Source organism: Allopontixanthobacter sp., assembly GCF_034376665.1.
Taxonomy (GTDB): domain Bacteria; phylum Pseudomonadota; class Alphaproteobacteria; order Sphingomonadales; family Sphingomonadaceae; genus Allopontixanthobacter.
This window is the reverse complement of the sequence record NZ_JAXMJI010000084.1, coordinates 1-15178: the sequence shown is the minus strand read 5'-3', so window position 1 is coordinate 15178 and position 15178 is coordinate 1. Positions and strand designations below refer to the sequence as shown.

At 62.6% G+C, this 15178-nt stretch carries 13 protein-coding genes and 1 pseudogene; 7 read left to right on the top strand and 7 right to left on the bottom strand.

The genetic code is table 11. From position 1 onward, the window contains the following. Positions 1–2217 (top strand): Ti-type conjugative transfer relaxase TraA (traA, locus tag U0988_RS09140; RefSeq protein ID WP_322292314.1); only part of this gene is annotated, 2217 nt, incomplete at its 5' end. A 10-nt stretch (positions 2218–2227) separates the two neighbouring features. Then, positions 2228–2797 (top strand): hypothetical protein, encoded by a 570-nt coding sequence (locus U0988_RS09135; protein ID WP_322292313.1) that lies wholly within the window; start codon positions 2228–2230, stop codon positions 2795–2797. 226 nt (positions 2798–3023) lie between these two features. Here U0988_RS09135 and U0988_RS09130 read toward each other — a convergent pair whose 3' ends face one another. The 3 genes from U0988_RS09130 to U0988_RS09120 are packed head-to-tail and all read right to left on the bottom strand — an operon-like array spanning position 3024 to position 6201. Beyond that, positions 3024–3893 (bottom strand): site-specific DNA-methyltransferase, encoded by an 870-nt coding sequence (locus tag U0988_RS09130; RefSeq protein WP_322292312.1) that lies wholly within the window; start codon positions 3891–3893, stop codon positions 3024–3026. Further along, positions 3893–5827, bottom strand: a complete 1935-nt coding sequence (locus U0988_RS09125; RefSeq protein WP_322292311.1) for an N-6 DNA methylase — start codon at positions 5825–5827, stop codon at positions 3893–3895. The genes U0988_RS09130 and U0988_RS09125 overlap by 1 nt, the downstream gene beginning before the upstream one ends. Beyond that, a complete protein-coding gene (locus U0988_RS09120; RefSeq protein ID WP_322292310.1) occupies positions 5824–6201 on the bottom strand; it encodes a hypothetical protein in 378 nt (125 codons plus the stop codon). Before U0988_RS09120 ends, U0988_RS09125 begins: the two co-directional genes overlap by 4 nt. Positions 6202–6286: 85 nt before the next feature. On the opposite strand from U0988_RS09120, the gene U0988_RS09115 reads away from it, so the two are divergent. After that, positions 6287–7405, top strand: coding sequence for a phospholipase D family protein (locus tag U0988_RS09115; protein WP_322292309.1), 1119 nt, complete (start codon positions 6287–6289; stop codon positions 7403–7405). 419 nt (positions 7406–7824) lie between these two features. Here U0988_RS09115 and galU read toward each other — a convergent pair whose 3' ends face one another. Beyond that, entirely contained in the window at positions 7825–8703 is an 879-nt protein-coding gene (galU, locus tag U0988_RS09110; RefSeq protein ID WP_322292308.1) for a UTP--glucose-1-phosphate uridylyltransferase GalU, read from the bottom strand. A gap of 102 nt (positions 8704–8805) precedes the next feature. Here galU and murA point away from each other — a divergent pair, with 102 nt between their 5' ends. Both murA and U0988_RS09100 read left to right on the top strand, forming a co-directional pair. Next, positions 8806–10089, top strand: coding sequence for a UDP-N-acetylglucosamine 1-carboxyvinyltransferase (gene murA / locus U0988_RS09105; protein ID WP_322292307.1), 1284 nt, complete (start codon positions 8806–8808; stop codon positions 10087–10089). 62 nt (positions 10090–10151) lie between these two features. Next, on the top strand, positions 10152–10376 hold the full coding sequence (locus U0988_RS09100) for a hypothetical protein (protein ID WP_322292306.1): 225 nt from the start codon (positions 10152–10154) through the stop codon (positions 10374–10376). Positions 10377–10383: 7 nt separating this feature from the next. Here U0988_RS09100 and U0988_RS09095 read toward each other — a convergent pair whose 3' ends face one another. The 3 genes and pseudogenes from U0988_RS09095 to U0988_RS09085 form a co-directional block, all read right to left on the bottom strand. Continuing rightward, positions 10384–10629 (bottom strand): ribbon-helix-helix domain-containing protein, encoded by a 246-nt coding sequence (locus U0988_RS09095; protein ID WP_322292305.1) that lies wholly within the window; start codon positions 10627–10629, stop codon positions 10384–10386. Between the two features lie 10 nt (positions 10630–10639). Then, positions 10640–11363, bottom strand: a pseudogene (phbB, locus tag U0988_RS09090) (acetoacetyl-CoA reductase). 115 nt (positions 11364–11478) lie between these two features. After that, the gene (locus tag U0988_RS09085) at positions 11479–12297 is read right to left on the bottom strand and encodes a hypothetical protein (protein WP_322292304.1); all 819 of its coding nucleotides are present in this window, start codon (positions 12295–12297) and stop codon (positions 11479–11481) included. Positions 12298–12685: 388 nt separating this feature from the next. On the opposite strand from U0988_RS09085, the gene U0988_RS09080 reads away from it, so the two are divergent. Both U0988_RS09080 and leuS read left to right on the top strand, forming a co-directional pair. Further along, entirely contained in the window at positions 12686–13138 is a 453-nt protein-coding gene (locus U0988_RS09080) for a DUF3576 domain-containing protein (RefSeq protein ID WP_322292303.1), read from the top strand. Between the two features lie 60 nt (positions 13139–13198). Next, the coding region (gene leuS / locus U0988_RS09075) for a leucine--tRNA ligase (RefSeq protein WP_322292302.1) at positions 13199–15178 on the top strand (1980 nt) is incomplete at its 3' end.

Here is a 15178-nt window from a genome sequence, read left to right as displayed (position 1 = left end):
GAGCCGCAGCACAAGATCGGCCCGGCCGCTTCGCGCATGGCCGAGCAAGGCTTCGCCAGCGAACGGCTCGACGAGCATTACGCGATCGCGCGCAGCAATGGTGAGAAGATCCTTGCAGATCCCAAGATCGCGCTCGATGCGATCACGCACCAGCAATCGACCTTCACGGCGCGCGACCTGGCCGTGTTCGTGCACCGCCACAGCGAGGGCAAGGACCAGTTCGACGCGGTGATGTCCGCCGTGCGCGGTTCAGCCGAACTGGTCAGACTGGGCCGGGACGGCCGCGGCGAAGACCGCTTCACCTCGCGCGCGATGGTGGCGACCGAGCAGCGTCTGGAAAGCGCCACCATACGGCTCGATGCCCGCCGCGGCCACGGCGTCGATGACCGTCATCGGGAACGCGCGCTCGCCCATGGCAAGGAACGCGGCCTGGTCCTCTCGCGCGAACAGCGCGGCGCCTTCGAGCATGCAACGAGTTCGCGCGATCTGAGCACCGTCATCGGCTATGCGGGCAGTGGCAAGAGCGCGATGCTTGGGGTGGCGCGCGAGGCATGGGAGAGGGCAGGCTACGAGGTGCGCGGGATCGTCTTGTCGGGCATCGCCGCCGAGAGCCTCGAAAGCGGCTCGGGCATTGCCTCACGCACCATCGCCAGCCTTGAACATCAATGGGGCCAGGACCGCGAACTGCTGACCGACAGGACCGTGCTCGTTATCGACGAGGCCGGCATGATCGGCACGCGCCAGATGGAGCGCGTGATCACCGAGGCGGAAAAGCGCCGCGCCAAGGTGGTCCTGGTCGGCGATCCGCAGCAGCTCCAGGCAATCGAGGCCGGCGCCTCGTTCCGCTCGATCGCCGAACGCTACGGCGCCGTCGAGATTACCGAAGTGCGCCGCCAGCGCGAGGACTGGCAGCGCGATGCGACGCGCCAGCTCGCGACCGGCCGGACCGGCGAGGCGATCGAAGCGTACACGCAGGCCGGGCATATCCACGCTGCTGAAACCCGCGAGGCCGCGCGCGGCGCGCTGATCGAGCGCTGGGAGAGCGAGCGGCAGGCCAAACCCGGTGCTGGCCGCATCATCCTCACGCATACCAACGATGAAGTGCGCGAGCTCAACCAGGCCGCGCGCGGGCGCATGCGCGCCGCCGGTGACCTCGGCGAGGATGTGAGCTTGCAGGTCGATCGCGGCCGCCGCGACTTCGCCACCGGCGACCGCGTGATGTTCTTGCATAACGAGCGCAGCCTGGGCGTGAAGAATGGATCCCTGGGCACGGTTCGCAGCGTCAATGCGCTTCGTATGGCGGTGACGCTCGACGATGGGCGCAGCGCCGCCTTCGACATCAAGGACTATGCCCATATCGATCACGGCTACGCTGCCACCGTCCACAAGGCGCAGGGTATGACCGTGGACACTGTCCATGTCCTGGCAACGCCGGGCCTCGATCGCCACGCATCCTATGTCGCGCTCACGCGGCACCGTGACAGCGTCGAGCTGCATTACGGCAAGGACGACTTCGCCGATCAGGCGAAGCTGGTGCGCACGCTCTCGCGCGAGCGCGGCAAGGACATGGCATCGGACTATGTCCGCGAGCCGGAAGCGGTGCCCAAGGCAGAGCCCAGGCGCGGGATGTTCGATGGGCTCAAGCTCAATGTATCGCCACTCATCGAGCAGACCGGGCCGGGCCCTCTCGAACATGCGGTGCAGCACTATGGCCGCGCCGCGCAGGACATCGTCCGCATGAAGGAGCAAGGCTACGAACCACTGATCCACCAGCGCCAGGCCTTCGGCAGCGCCGTCAAGGCGATCGAGGCGCTGCAACCCGGCGGCGGCGAAGACCTGCGCATCGCCATGAACAGGAACCCGGCGCTCATCGGCGAGGCCGCCAGCGGGCGCACCACGCTCCCGATCCAGGCGATGATCGCCGAAGGCGAAATCCGCATCGACGCCAATAACCGCGCCGACCGGTTTGTCGCTGACTGGCAGAGCAAGTCACGCCAGCTGAAGGCGTTCGAACGGCAAGGCGATCATGGCGGAGTGTCGAGCGTCAAACACGACATGGGCGCCATGGCCAAGGCGCTGCACCGCGATCCGCAGCTCGAGTCGCTGCTCCGAAATCGCACGGCTGAACTGGGCCTCAGGTCCCGGCAGGGCGCGTCGATATCTCATGGCCTCCAGGAATGGCTCGGCCGCTCGCGCGGCCTTGGCATCAGCATGTAGGGTCAACTCCATGACCGAAAATCCTCGCCAGGAAGGCATCGCCGACAATCCCTCCCACGCGTTCGAGCGCCTGCGGCAGGAGATATCGCTGCTTCACAATGCCATCCAGGGCCTCTCCGCCGCGCGCGAGAACATACCCGACTACGGCGCGACGCTGGGCCATATGAGCAAGCAGCTAGGTACTGCCCTCGAAGGCATCGAGCGCATCGCGCAGGCCCCGGCCGTCAAGCTGACGCCTGCCGCGATGGTCAGGGAATTGAACAGGGCTGCGATCGAAGCGCGGGCCGAAGACAAGCGGCAGCTGGACGAGGCGCGAAGCGCACTCGACCAATCCATCGGCCGGATCGACGGGATCGCCGAGCGCTCGCGCCGCACGCAGCGACAGCGCAGACGAGAAATGTGGACCGGCGGATGTGCCTTTATCGCAGGTGTCCTGTTGTGGTCGTTCCTGCCTGGGACGATTGCCCGCTCTCTGCCAGAAAGCTGGCACGTTCCCGAATGGATGGCGGCGCGGACCTTGAACATGGAGCAGACCACGGCCGGTGAACGGCTGATCGCGACGGCGCCGAAAACCGAATAATTGGAATGACCGATCCGGTGGCCCGCTTCTTGCCCAGTGCCGAAGGCATTCAGCTCGAACTTTATGACTCGTCTTCGGTCGAGGGCAGACCGATCGCCGACGTCCTTGAGGCAGGTCTCAAGGACCGCTCGACACGACAGACTCGCGGCGGCGCCACATGGTGGCGTCTACTTCCGTTGAACAGCAGATTTTTAGGTTCCGGCGTCGGGCTTCATTGCGACGTACATTACTCAGCGGCTTCGAGCCGCTGTGAGAATGACATAAGATCCTCGTAAGGACGGACCTTGGCACCCTTGGACTTCGTGAGCCCCGGTTTAGCGAAGATTATCACGTATTCATGAACATTCTTAAAGAGGAAATTTGGCGGGTAGGGATAGCTACCGAAGATCGGCCTCTGACCGTTGGCCGAGCCCCAGCGCCCGCCGGTGCCGTCCTTTGACCAAATAACTTCATTGATCATCACAAGCCCGAGCTCGCGCAGCATAATCCCGATATCAGTGCTGAGCGGAAAGGTTAGCAGGCCATGATCTGTCATCTGGTTAACGTTAGCGGTCACAACGCAAAGCTTGCGCCCGGGCCGCAGCACGCGGTGGCACTCTTCAAAGACGCGCCGCAACTCGGCGAGAAACTCGACATAGCTGCCCGTAGTGCCGATGTCGGAAGGCTTGCCGCCGTAGTCGGCCTTGTCCCAATAAGGCGGGCTGGTGACGATCAGATCGATCGAATCACTATCGATGCCAGAAAGGTCTCGTGAGTCGCCGACCCGCGCGTCGAGCAACTCTGAATCGACCAACTTCTCCGCCGCAACTCGCGCCCGCATCTCCTCGACGAACTTAGGATTCTGATCGATGCAGACCGCGCGTCGGCCTTCGCGTAACGCCGCAACGGCGGTCGAGCCCACGCCTCCGAATGGATCAAGCACCGTCTCGCCCCAAAAACTGAACAGCTTTGTTAGCCGCTTGGGAATCTCAACGGGGAAGGTCGCAGGGTGTAGCTCGTGCGACACATTGGCGATGCTCCACACCGTCTTGGTATATTCGCGCCACTCTTCCTTGGTGAGCTGGCTCAGCGCTTTGACCTGGACAGACGGTTTCATTATTTTTCTCCTGTGGAATTGCGTTGTTGGGCGCGCCGGACCGAGCCATCGATCGAGACGACGCGCGTCTCGAACTGCTCGAGCATTTCGGCTTGCGCAAGATCGGCGCCGATCAGCTCGAGCAGGGTCCGATCGATTTGGGAGCGCACTGGGCCGATCTCGGTCGGGCGAAAGGCGAAGGTCAGCCGGTTGCGGTTGGTGCTGAGCAGGATGTCGTGCTGCAGTCCCACCCAAGCGTCGCGTCCTAGTCGCGCGAGGCTAGAGCTCGCATCCGCATCAAGCCGGATATTGAGCAGGGGCAGCTCGGCTAGGAACCAAGTCGGCACATGGAACCCGTCGCATTCAACATGCCAAAGCCAGAAGGCGAGCCGTGAGGTTAGGATCGCAGTGACGGCATCGGCCGCGTCGACGCTCTCGCATGCCAGTCGATGGATGCCCGAGGCGCTGAGCTTGCCCCGCCAGCTCAAATGGTCGGGGTAGTTCCGGAAGACGTTCAGGAAATTGTACGCCGTACCGGCAACGAACACGTCCGATGTCAGCTGCGTGCCGACGATGTCCTGTGCCGCTGCCTTGGCGGGCTCGGGCCGTATCCCCGAGCGCAGGCGGAAACGATTGAGCGCCGCGTAAAGTTGCACCTCCTCTTGAGAACCCAGCTTCGGGACGAATTGCCCGATATTGGCTTGGCCCATCGAGGTCGCGCGCGCTTCGGAAAAAATCGAGACGCGTTGCCGGCTAGTCCATTTCAGCAGGCCGCTCGTCCGGATCTCGGCGGGCGTGGGGCCGGGGCGTCGGATCGCGATCGTCGCGCGCGTCTTGGCCTCCTCACCGAATAGCGCATGCGGCTGGCGATCGAAGAACAGCAATGTCCAGCTTCCGCCGGCCTGCGCCATCGCTGTCCGGCACCGCCGATGATCGGCCGAGCGGTTGGCACCAAGCGCCAGCGGCACCACTAAGGACGCCGCGTCATACGGACCACTCGCGACGCGCCAGGCCATTTCGACAAACGGCAAATAAAGAGCGCGCGTCGGATAACCGTCTGCAAGTGTCGATGCACGACCGGCGCTCACATAAGGAGGGTTGCAAATGAGGCGCAGCGGCGCGTCCCCCAAGTCCAACACTTGCCGCAGGTTCGCGCCCGCTGCACCGAAGTTGAGCTGCGTGGCGTCGAGTGCAACGAAATGACTGCGAATAGTCCGCCAGAGCTCGAGGGGCGGCCGCTCCGCATCGGCGATCATCGAGAGGATCGTGAATGCGGCAAAGTCGCACGCCTGAGGTGATACGTCGGTACCGTGAAGGCGGGTCAGCGCGAAGGCGCGCTGCGCGTCTGCATTTTGGAACGCGCGTCGGTGAAGTGCGCCCGCCAGGAACACACCGCTGCCGCACGCCGGGTCGCACCAATACTCATTTTCATGGTGGGGAGACTGGGGCGGGCTGGCGATGGCGTCTACCATGAATCCGACGACATCGGCAGGCGTATAGAAGGATCCGATTTGCTTGCGCGCGCTGCGCGCCTCGCGCAACCCGTGGTCGCGCATAACATCGAGCCGCGTGGTGCGGCCATAGGTATCAAGTAGATAAGGAAGGAGCTGGACCAGGTCGGGCCGTGCACCGATCTCCGACAGCGCCGCATCGACTGCGTCCCAGCACCCTTCGGGGCTCGCCTCGAACCATGCCAGAGCCCGGCCGGTATCTGCAGATCGGCCCGTTGCCGATGCTTCTATCAGGGCGATCGCCACCACCGCCCAAGCCGAGCGCGCGGCCCAATCCTGCTCCTCGATGAGGTCCTTTGCCGACGCGCTCATCAGCCAAGGGAACGGCATCGGCAGAACATCGGTGGCCGCAGCGACCGCGACGGCAACCCGTTCGCGCAGCGGTGCGACCAACCCCTCGAGCGAGCGCCCTGCCTTGGGCGCAGCAGTAACGTGTGCGTTCATCCCGCACCCCCATCGGCGGGATAAGCCTCAATGACCGCCTGAAGCCAACGCTCCTCAAGCTCGCGCTCGACCAAGTCCGCCGCGCAGTCGGAGGCTGAGCGGCCTAGTTGTTCGATAAGCCCCTTAAACGCTTGCGCCTTGCTTGAGTCGATATACGCTGAGACCTTAGCGGTGCGCGGCTGCCCATCACGGGCGCGCGCACCCGAGCTCGCAAGGCGCTGGACCTTGATCTCGCGAATCACCAATAGCGTAAGCAGCGCCGAGCTGCTGGTCAGGCCCAGTTCGCGCCGATAAGCTTCAAATTGACCATGGACGTCGGGGCAGACATAACCATGAATCGGATGTTTCTCAGTTGCTCGCAGATCAACGACCATGAATTCACCTCAATATGAGGTGACATTAGCCGACTCATCATGAGGTGACAAGCACTATGTACTTATTGCGTTCCCGTCAAATTCAATGCTGATCCCACAATTTTACGACCGCAGTCCGTTCGTGGATGTGCTGCGTAAGGAGCTAGCCCAAGCCGAGCGTGTGGACATTGCCAGTGCCTGGGCGCGCGCTTCGGGCGTCGGTCTTCTATGGAACGCGCTTACTGACCTGCTGGAACGCGGCGGGGCGGTCCGGGCGGTCATTGGCATCGACCGCGAGAACACATCGATCGAAGGCCTTGAGATGCTGCTCAAGCTTCAAGGCCAAGTTGAGCTCTGGGTTCGCCACAACGAAGCGTCGAGCATCTATCATTCCAAGCTTTATGCCTTTGAAACGGCGACCCATTCCCGCGTCTATATCGGATCCAACAACCTGACTGGCGCCGGCCTTTCAGCAAACGAAGAGCTATCGGCTCTTCTGATCGAACCCAAAGGTGGGCCGCTCCAAGCTTCGGTCGCGACCTATATGACGACGCTGGTCGATACTGCCGACAATCTCGCGCGTCCGCTCAATACCGCTTTTCTGAAGAAGCTGGTCAGTGGCGGCTATGTCCTTCCAGAAGCACGGCTACGGGGGAAGTCGGCGCGGACGCGCGCGGCAAGCGCGAAGGCAGAGGCATTGTTTGGATTTAAGGCACCCAAGCGCCGCAAAGTGCCGCCCGATCTGCTCGCCGGTCCAATTGAACCCAGTCCAACCGAGCCCTCCGCCGATTGGAAGCGCGTCTTCGTCAAGCTGCGGCTCGCGCGTGGCACCCAAGGTCAGCTCCCCGTGCCGGTCGCGCACGAGTTGCGTCGCCAGCTCGGCGAAACGGAGTTGGACGGGCCAATCCCGATCATCCTTAACAATGCGGAGCGGGTGATCAGTCCGACATTCGCCCAGCGCAGCCCGGATCACGCGAACACGTACAAAATCGAAATGAGAGCAAGTGACGAGGATCCAGTGATCAAGGTCGAACTAGTTGGCAATCGAGTGTTGGTGGAGCAATTCGACACTGGAACTCCAGCTGGCCAAGCGCACCTGCGGTACATTTTGGATGGGCTTCACACCGACCCGGTGCAGACCGTGAGCCGCGGTGTACCCAAAGATGGCACTCGCCAGGAAATTGAAGAAGCGGCTAAGGGAGTGACAATCTATCGGTACGACTAATGGCCGATCTGAGACGTAAGTGGAGGTAGCTGGTTAAATTTGGCCGTTGGAAGCCGATAGGCAATTGACGGTCAAAATTGGTCAATCCTGCAGCCCGCTGTGGTGGTGTACGAACGACGGGGGTTACGATGCAGCGGAGATGAGGCGAACGACCGTACTGCTAGCGGAAGTAGCCGCGCTTCGCGGCACGCAAATTGATCAGAACGACCCGGTGAACTATGATGACAATATAGACGGGACCAACGTAAGGCATCCGAGTTTATGCTTCAAACCCGATTTGCGAAAAGGGAGTGGGGCCACGACATGGGGCCTTAATTTATGCTGCAATGCAGCATTTACTTTTGTTTCAAATTGTTAGGCGAGGATTGCGATTCCCGCTACCGCTCCAGTCGCAATTCGGGAAATGCCCGCGTCGGCGCTCAGCTTTCCGCCAGCAACCGCTCCGCCATCGCCCGGACTTCTGCGCCCATGTCGCTGCGTTTCAAGGCCAGCGCGAGGGTCGCTTCGACGAAGCCGAGCTTGCTGCCGCAGTCATAGCGTTTGCCGGCAAAGGTCACCGCGTTGAACGGCTGTTTGCCGATCATCCGCGCCATTGCGTCGGTCAGCTGGATTTCCCCGCCGGCGCCCTTGCCCTGGGTTTCCAGGATACGCATCACTTCAGGCTGGAGAATGTACCGGCCCGATACGATCTTGTTCGAGGGCGCATCGGCTACCGGCGGCTTCTCGACCAGACCCTTCACTTCGGTCAACGCCCCGCGGGATGCGCCCGGGTCGATCACGCCGTAACTGGAAACCTCCTCCATCGGCACCTCCAGGACGCTGATCAGATTGCCGCCGACCTCGTTATAGGCTTCAACCATCTGCTTCATGCAGCCGGGTTCGCCGACCATCAGTTCGTCGGGCAGCAGGATTGCAAAGGGCTCGTCACCGACGATGGCCCGCGCGCACCAGATCGCGTGACCGAGGCCCAGCGGGACCTGCTGGCGCACCGTGATGATGTCGCCGGGGACCGCGCGGGTCGCGTCGAGCACCGACATGTCTTTCCCGCGCTCGCCCATGGTGGTTTCAAGTTCGAAGGCAATGTCGAAATGTTCGACAATGGCGGTCTTGCCGCGCCCGGTGACGAAAATGATCTGTTCGATTCCCGCCTCCCGCGCTTCGTCGACGGCGTACTGGATCAGCGGCCGGTCGACGATCGGCAGCAGTTCCTTGGGTATCGCTTTGGTCGCTGGCAGGAAGCGGGTGCCGAGACCGGCCACAGGGAATACGGCTTTGCGGATCGGTTTTCTGGCTGTCATGCACCCTCGATAATGGTGGAGGCGAGAGCGCGTCAACCGAGTCGGTGAGGATTCTGCCGTGCGCCACTTGCTCTGCCAGCGGTTCCGGCTAAACCCGCGGGCATGGACAAGATCATCATCAGGGGCGGAAAGCGTCTCTCGGGTACAATTCCCATTTCCGGCGCGAAAAATGCGGCTTTGACGCTGATTCCCTGCGCCTTGCTGACGGAAGAGCCGCTGACCCTGCGCAATTTGCCGCGGCTGGCCGATATCGACGGGTTCCAGCACCTGATGACCCAGTTCGGCATCTCGACCAGCATCCAGGGCAACCGGCCGGAAGATTTCGGCCGGGTGGTTACCTATGAAGCGCCGCGGTTGACCTCTACTGTCGCGCCCTATGATCTGGTGCGCAAGATGCGCGCGTCGATCCTGGTGCTCGGCCCGATGCTGGCGCGGGCGGGGGAGGCGACCGTGTCGCTGCCTGGCGGCTGCGCGATCGGCAATCGTCCGATTGATCTGCATCTGAAAGCGATGGAAGCGCTCGGTGCGGAGATCGAGATGGCGGCGGGCTATGTCCGTGCCCATGCCCCCGACGGCGGTCTGCCCGGCGGCGATTACGATTTTCCGGTGGTGTCGGTGGGCGCAACCGAGAATGCGGTCATGGCCGCAGCGCTTGCCAAGGGCACCAGCCGCCTGACCAACGCCGCGCGCGAGCCGGAGATCGTCGATTTGTGCAACCTTCTTTCCGCAATGGGCGCGGAAATCGAGGGGATCGGCAGTTCCGACCTGACGATCCATGGTGTGAAGCGCCTGCACGGTGCGACTTACCGGGTGATGCCCGACCGGATCGAAGCCGGCTCCTACGCCTGCGCGGCTGCGATTACCGGCGGCGAAGTGCGGCTGGAAGGTGCCAAGGCCGACGAGATGGCCGCGACCCTGCACGCCCTGCGCGATATCGGCGTGGACGTGTCGAGCGACGCCAAGGGCATCAATATCGCTTCCAATGGGAAGCTGAAGGCTACCAATCTGACCACCGCGCCCTATCCCGGCCTCGCCACGGATATGCAGGCGCAGCTGATGGCGCTGCTGTGCCGCGCGGAAGGGACCAGCGTGCTGAAGGAAACGATTTTCGAAAATCGCTATATGCACGTGCCCGAACTCAGCCGGATGGGCGCGCATATCGAAACGTCAGGCCGCACCGCCATTGTCCACGGCGTCGAAACCATGACCGGCGCGGAAGTGATGGCAACCGATTTGCGCGCATCGATGAGCCTGGTCATCGCCGGGCTCGCGGCGGAAGGGGAGACTCAGGTTCGCCGCCTTTACCATCTCGACCGGGGGTATGAGCGGCTGGAAGAGAAGCTGGCACTGGTCGGCGCGGATATCGAGCGGGTGGGCGACGATTAGGTCGAATCCGCGGACCTTTCGTTCGCCCCAAACGTTGAGCGGGCACGAAAGGAGACGTGATCATGGGAATCTTCAAAATCGCGGCGCTGTCGGCTGTGGGCTACGCCGGGTACAAATATTTCGAGAAGCACAAGGATAGCGATTCGCCAGCCTTTGCAACCGGTCAGACCGGTTCGGTGCGGGATGCAGGGCCTACCGCCATGCGGGACCAGCCGAATAATTGGAACAAGACGGACCAGGAAAGCGACGAGAGCTTCCCCGCCAGCGACGCCCCGGGGAATTACTGACGATACATCAAGGCCCGGCGTGCGGCTGGCGATTGGCCACCAGCCACACCCGGACCGCGCTGGCGAGACCGGGCGGAGTCGCAGACCTGATCCGTTCGGCATCGATCCGGGCCACCAGAGCGTTGATCGCAACCCCCTCTGCTTCGGCGGCTGTCTTGAGCATATCCCAGAACAGCGGCTCCAGGCTGATCGACGTCTTGTGCCGGTCGATCTGGACCGAGCGTTTTACCGGCGGATGGTAGGGGGCTGGCATCGGGCCGGTTTCAATACATATGCTGCCCGCCGTTGATGCTCATCGTTGATCCGGTGATGAAGCCGCCGTCTTCGGAGCAGAGGAAGCAGACCCCGCGGGCGATTTCCTCTGCGTGGCCCAACCTGCCGACCGGGATCTTGGCGACGATTTTTTTCCAGCACGGCTTCGGGCACGGCGGCCACCATGTCGGTATCGATGTAGCCGGGCGCGATGGCGTTGACGGTAATGCCCGACCGCGCTCCTTCCTGTGCCAGTGCCTTGGTGAAGCCGTGGATCCCGCTTTTGGCCGCGGCGTAGTTCACCTGGCCGTATTGCCCCGCCTGTCCGTTGATTGAACCGATGTTGACGATCCGGCCCCATTTGCGCTGGCGCATACCGTCGAAGGTGGCTTTCGCCATGTTGAAGCAGCCGCCGAGATTGATTCGCATGACCTCGTTCCAGTCATCGAAGGTCATCTTCATCATGGTGCCGTCCCGGGTGATACCGGCGTTGTTGACCACCACGTCGATGGGACCGATGTCCTGTTCGACCTGGGCGCAGCCGGCCAGGCACGCCTCGTGATCGCCGACATCCCATTTGTAGGCCGGGATGCCGGTTTCCCTGGTGAACGCGCGCGCTTTGTCGTCATTTCCGCCGTAATTTGCAGCGACGGTAAATCCGTCTCTCTTGAGCATTTCGGATATTGCCCGGCCAATGCCGCGGGTTCCGCCAGTTACGATCGCTACGTGTGCCATTCAGCTGTTGTCCTCTTGTCCCGTTGGTTTTGGTGACCTTACGGCAACGGCAATTTCGGGCAAAGAAAAACCCGCCGAAGCGGGTCTTTGCAAGATTGGTCGTCGATTGGGCCGGTCAGAAGCGGAACTGGGTGCCGACGTAAACCGCCTGGCTGTCCTGGACCGAATCGGTCAAAGGCGCGATGCGGTCCCGGTCCTGCGACAGGCGCACACCGGCGGTCACATCGAGATTGCCGGTAATCCGGTAGGCCCCGCCGAGATCGACTGTTTGTTCGCCGAGCGATTCCAGCGTGCCGCGCGAACGGCCGGTGGTGCCTTTTTCCGCTTCAAGCGCGATACGCGGCTGGAACCGGCTGGGCTTTTCAGCCACGCCTTCTTTCGGTTTGAAATCCGCAAGATCCAGCAGCCCGATCTTGTTCAGGCCGAGCGCCGCCGTGCTAGTTCCGCTATCCGGTTTGGACGAAGTGGGTACCTTGGCAAAGCCGCGATAGCCGCGGGCGACGCCCAGATTGTACCGGGTCGGTGCCAGTTTGAAGCTGCCTTCGCCCGCTGCGCCGAGCAACGGAGCGCCGAGCCCCGGCAAGCTGGTGACCCCGGAACCCGCCGCGCGCAACGAAATCGCGCGCGCCGTCGCGTCATCCACGCGAACCGCAACGGTAAAGGTCCGGTCCTGCGCAGACTGCTTGCTGGCAGGGGTAAAGCGGATTGCCTGGCCGCGGGCCTCGACACTGGCGCTTACCCTTCGGGCCAATTGCGGATCGACTGTTGCCGGTGTGAAGGGGGCGAAAGCAAGTCCGGACGAAGCGGCGCTTGAATTTTCGATACCGCTGACGGCCAGGCCGGCGGTCGGGATAGCCACAGCAAGGCCCGCAGCGGCGAGAAGCGCCGGCGCGATTCCGCCGATACCTGCCTTGTTGCGAGACCGCTTGGTCATGTTTCCCTCTGTTTCATACCCGTCACCATGACCACAATCGGCCTGAACGGTTCCTGACTTCGCTATCGGCGACTCGGTTTTACGCAAGGCACCTGACACGATTCACACAAGAGACTATGCCGAAGTTCCTGACTTGACCAGCTTTTCCACAGGCTGTGCCATCGAGAGACCGAATATGTTGCCGCTTCCCCACAGATTGCGGGCGAGTACCCCAATTAAGCGCCCGTTCAGTCCCGTCGCGCCTATTCGGTTTCTTGCCGGCACCGGCCAAAACGCAACCATACCTTGCCGCCCGCGCCGCGCGGGTTATAGAGGCTGTAATTTGTATCCCTGGCCGATAAGCTTCCTGTCCGGACCAGATCAATCTTTAAGGACGTTCCGCACTATCATGACCGTCAAACTTATCCCGTCCGCAACACTGTTCCGCGCACCCCTGGCTGCGCTCGCAATTTTCGGCCTGGCCGCTTGCGGCGGCGGCAAGGACCGCCCGGCCGGGGATCTGGCCGCTTCGCAGGTCACCACGATCGGGGTCAATTCCTACTTGTGGCGCGCTTCGCTGGAAACGGTCAGCTTCGCACCCCTGTTGCAAGCCGACAGTGCCGGCGGCGTAATCGTCACCGACTGGTACTCGCGGCCGGGAAATCCTTCCGAGCGGGTGAAGGTTTCGGTTGCCATCCTCGATCAGGACCTGCGCGCCGATGCACTGCGGGTCGCCGCCAGCCGCCAGGTCCTGCAGGATGGTAACTGGGTGGATGCACCAGTGCAGGCTGCAACCGTGCAGAAGCTGGAAGACATCATCCTGACCAAGGCCCGCGATCTTCGCCGCCAGACGATTGGCTGATCGCTTCGGCGGCTGATAATGCCGGGCCCTTTTATCGGCCAACATCTTGGGTAGCCTGCAATGAGTGATACCACCGACAGCCGCTTCGATCCGGCGCAGGCCGACCTGCGGTGGCAGCAGGCGTGGGATGAGGCCGGTTGTTTCCAGGCGGACAGCAACAGCCCCAAGCCCAAGAGCTACGTGCTGGAAATGTTTCCCTACCCCTCCGGCAATATCCACATCGGCCATGTCCGGAATTACACGATGGGCGACGTTCTCGCCCGGTACAAGCGGATGCGCGGGTTCGAAGTGCTGCACCCGATGGGCTGGGATGCCTTCGGAATGCCCGCCGAAAATGCAGCGATGGAACAGAACGTCCATCCCGGCGGCTGGACGCGGGCCAATATCGCGCACATGAAATCGCAGCTGAAGCGGATCGGCTTCGCGCTCGACTGGAGCCGCGAATTCGCGACCTGCGACGCGGAATATTACGGCCACGAACAGGCGCTGTTCCTCGATCTGTTCGAAGCCGGGCTGCTGTACCGCAAGGAAAGCGAGGTCAATTGGGACCCTGTCGATCACACGGTGCTGGCCAACGAACAAGTGATCGACGGCAAGGGCTGGCGGTCCGGCGCCGAGGTCGAAAAGCGCAAGCTCAGCCAGTGGTTCCTCAAGATCACCGCTTTCGCGGACGAACTGCTGACCGGGCTGGACACGCTAAAGGACTGGCCCGACAAAGTCCGGGTGATGCAGGAAAACTGGATCGGCAAATCGCAGGGCCTGCAATTCGCGTTTGACCTGTCGGACGGGCAGTCGGTGGAAGTCTATTCCACTCGGCCCGACACGATTTTCGGCGCGAGTTTCGTCGCGGTGGCAGCGGATCATCCAGTTGCGCAAGGTCTCGCGATGAACAATTGCGAAGCGGCCAAATTCATCGCGCGGTGCAAGCGCGGCGGGACGACCGCGGCGGAACTGGAGACGGCGGAAAAGCTGGGCTTCGACACCGGAATTTCCGCGCGCCACCCCTTCACCGGCGCGCAACTGCCGGTGTTCATCGCCAATTTCGTGCTGATGGAATACGGCACCGGTGCGGTGATGGGCGTACCTGGGCACGATCAGCGCGACTTCGAATTTGCGACCAAATACAAATTGCCGATCATCCGCGTGGTTGCGCAATCGGCGGCCGACGCCGACCTGCCGTTCGGCACTACCGCAGAGGCGGGCGACGGGGTGATCGTGAATTCCGGTCCGCTCAACGGGATGGATGTTTCCGCCGCAATTGACGAGGTGATTGCGCGCGCGGAACAGGGCCGTTGGGGCATCGGCAAAACGGTGTGGCGCCTGCGCGACTGGGGCGTGTCGCGCCAGCGCTACTGGGGCACACCGATCCCGTTCATCCACTGCGATGCCTGCGGGGTGGTGCCCGTGCCGAAGGACCAATTGCCGGTGGCTTTGCCGGAAGATGTGGATTTCAGCACCCCGGGCAATCCGCTGGCGCATCACCCGACCTGGAAGCACACCGAATGCCCCAGGTGCGGCGGCGCGGCGACCCGTGAAACCGATACGCTCGACACCTTCGTCAACAGTTCGTGGTATTTCCTGCGCTTTGCCAGCCAGCCCGATGACCGGCCGTTCGACCGCGCCGAGGTCGAAAAATGGTTGCCGGTCGAACAATATATCGGCGGCATCGAGCACGCGATCCTGCACCTTCTCTATGCACGGTTCTGGACCCGGGCGTTGCAGCATATCGGCCAGCTGGGCTTTGCCGAACCGTTCGCCAGCCTGTTTACGCAAGGCATGGTGACCCATGAAACCTATGCCCGGCGCGCGCCGGAGGATGGCCGCCAGACCTTCTACACCCCCGCCGAAGTGGACAAGCGCGGCGGAAGCGCGGTGCTGAAGGCGGACGGATACCCGGTTGAAGTGGGCCGCGTAATCAAGATGTCGAAGTCGAAGAAAAACGTCATCGACCCCGACGAGATTGTCGCCCGCTACGGCGCCGATGCGGTGCGCTGGTTCATGCTGTCCGACAGCCCGCCCGAACGCGACCTGCCCTGGTCG

What these genes read in the sequence shown, in the direction of transcription:
- U0988_RS09135 (WP_322292313.1), top strand. Translation starts at nt 2,228, where the DNA reads ATGACCGAAAATCCTCGCCAGGAAGGCATCGCCGACAATCCCTCCCAC.
- U0988_RS09130 (WP_322292312.1), bottom strand. Translation starts at nt 3,893, where the DNA reads ATGAAACCGTCTGTCCAGGTCAAAGCGCTGAGCCAGCTCACCAAGGAA.
- U0988_RS09125 (WP_322292311.1), bottom strand. Translation starts at nt 5,827, where the DNA reads ATGAACGCACACGTTACTGCTGCGCCCAAGGCAGGGCGCTCGCTCGAG.
- U0988_RS09120 (WP_322292310.1), bottom strand. Translation starts at nt 6,201, where the DNA reads ATGGTCGTTGATCTGCGAGCAACTGAGAAACATCCGATTCATGGTTAT.
- U0988_RS09115 (WP_322292309.1), top strand. Translation starts at nt 6,287, where the DNA reads ATGCTGATCCCACAATTTTACGACCGCAGTCCGTTCGTGGATGTGCTG.
- galU (WP_322292308.1), bottom strand. Translation starts at nt 8,703, where the DNA reads ATGACAGCCAGAAAACCGATCCGCAAAGCCGTATTCCCTGTGGCCGGT.
- murA (WP_322292307.1), top strand. Translation starts at nt 8,806, where the DNA reads ATGGACAAGATCATCATCAGGGGCGGAAAGCGTCTCTCGGGTACAATT.
- U0988_RS09100 (WP_322292306.1), top strand. Translation starts at nt 10,152, where the DNA reads ATGGGAATCTTCAAAATCGCGGCGCTGTCGGCTGTGGGCTACGCCGGG.
- U0988_RS09095 (WP_322292305.1), bottom strand. Translation starts at nt 10,629, where the DNA reads ATGCCAGCCCCCTACCATCCGCCGGTAAAACGCTCGGTCCAGATCGAC.
- U0988_RS09085 (WP_322292304.1), bottom strand. Translation starts at nt 12,297, where the DNA reads ATGACCAAGCGGTCTCGCAACAAGGCAGGTATCGGCGGAATCGCGCCG.
- U0988_RS09080 (WP_322292303.1), top strand. Translation starts at nt 12,686, where the DNA reads ATGACCGTCAAACTTATCCCGTCCGCAACACTGTTCCGCGCACCCCTG.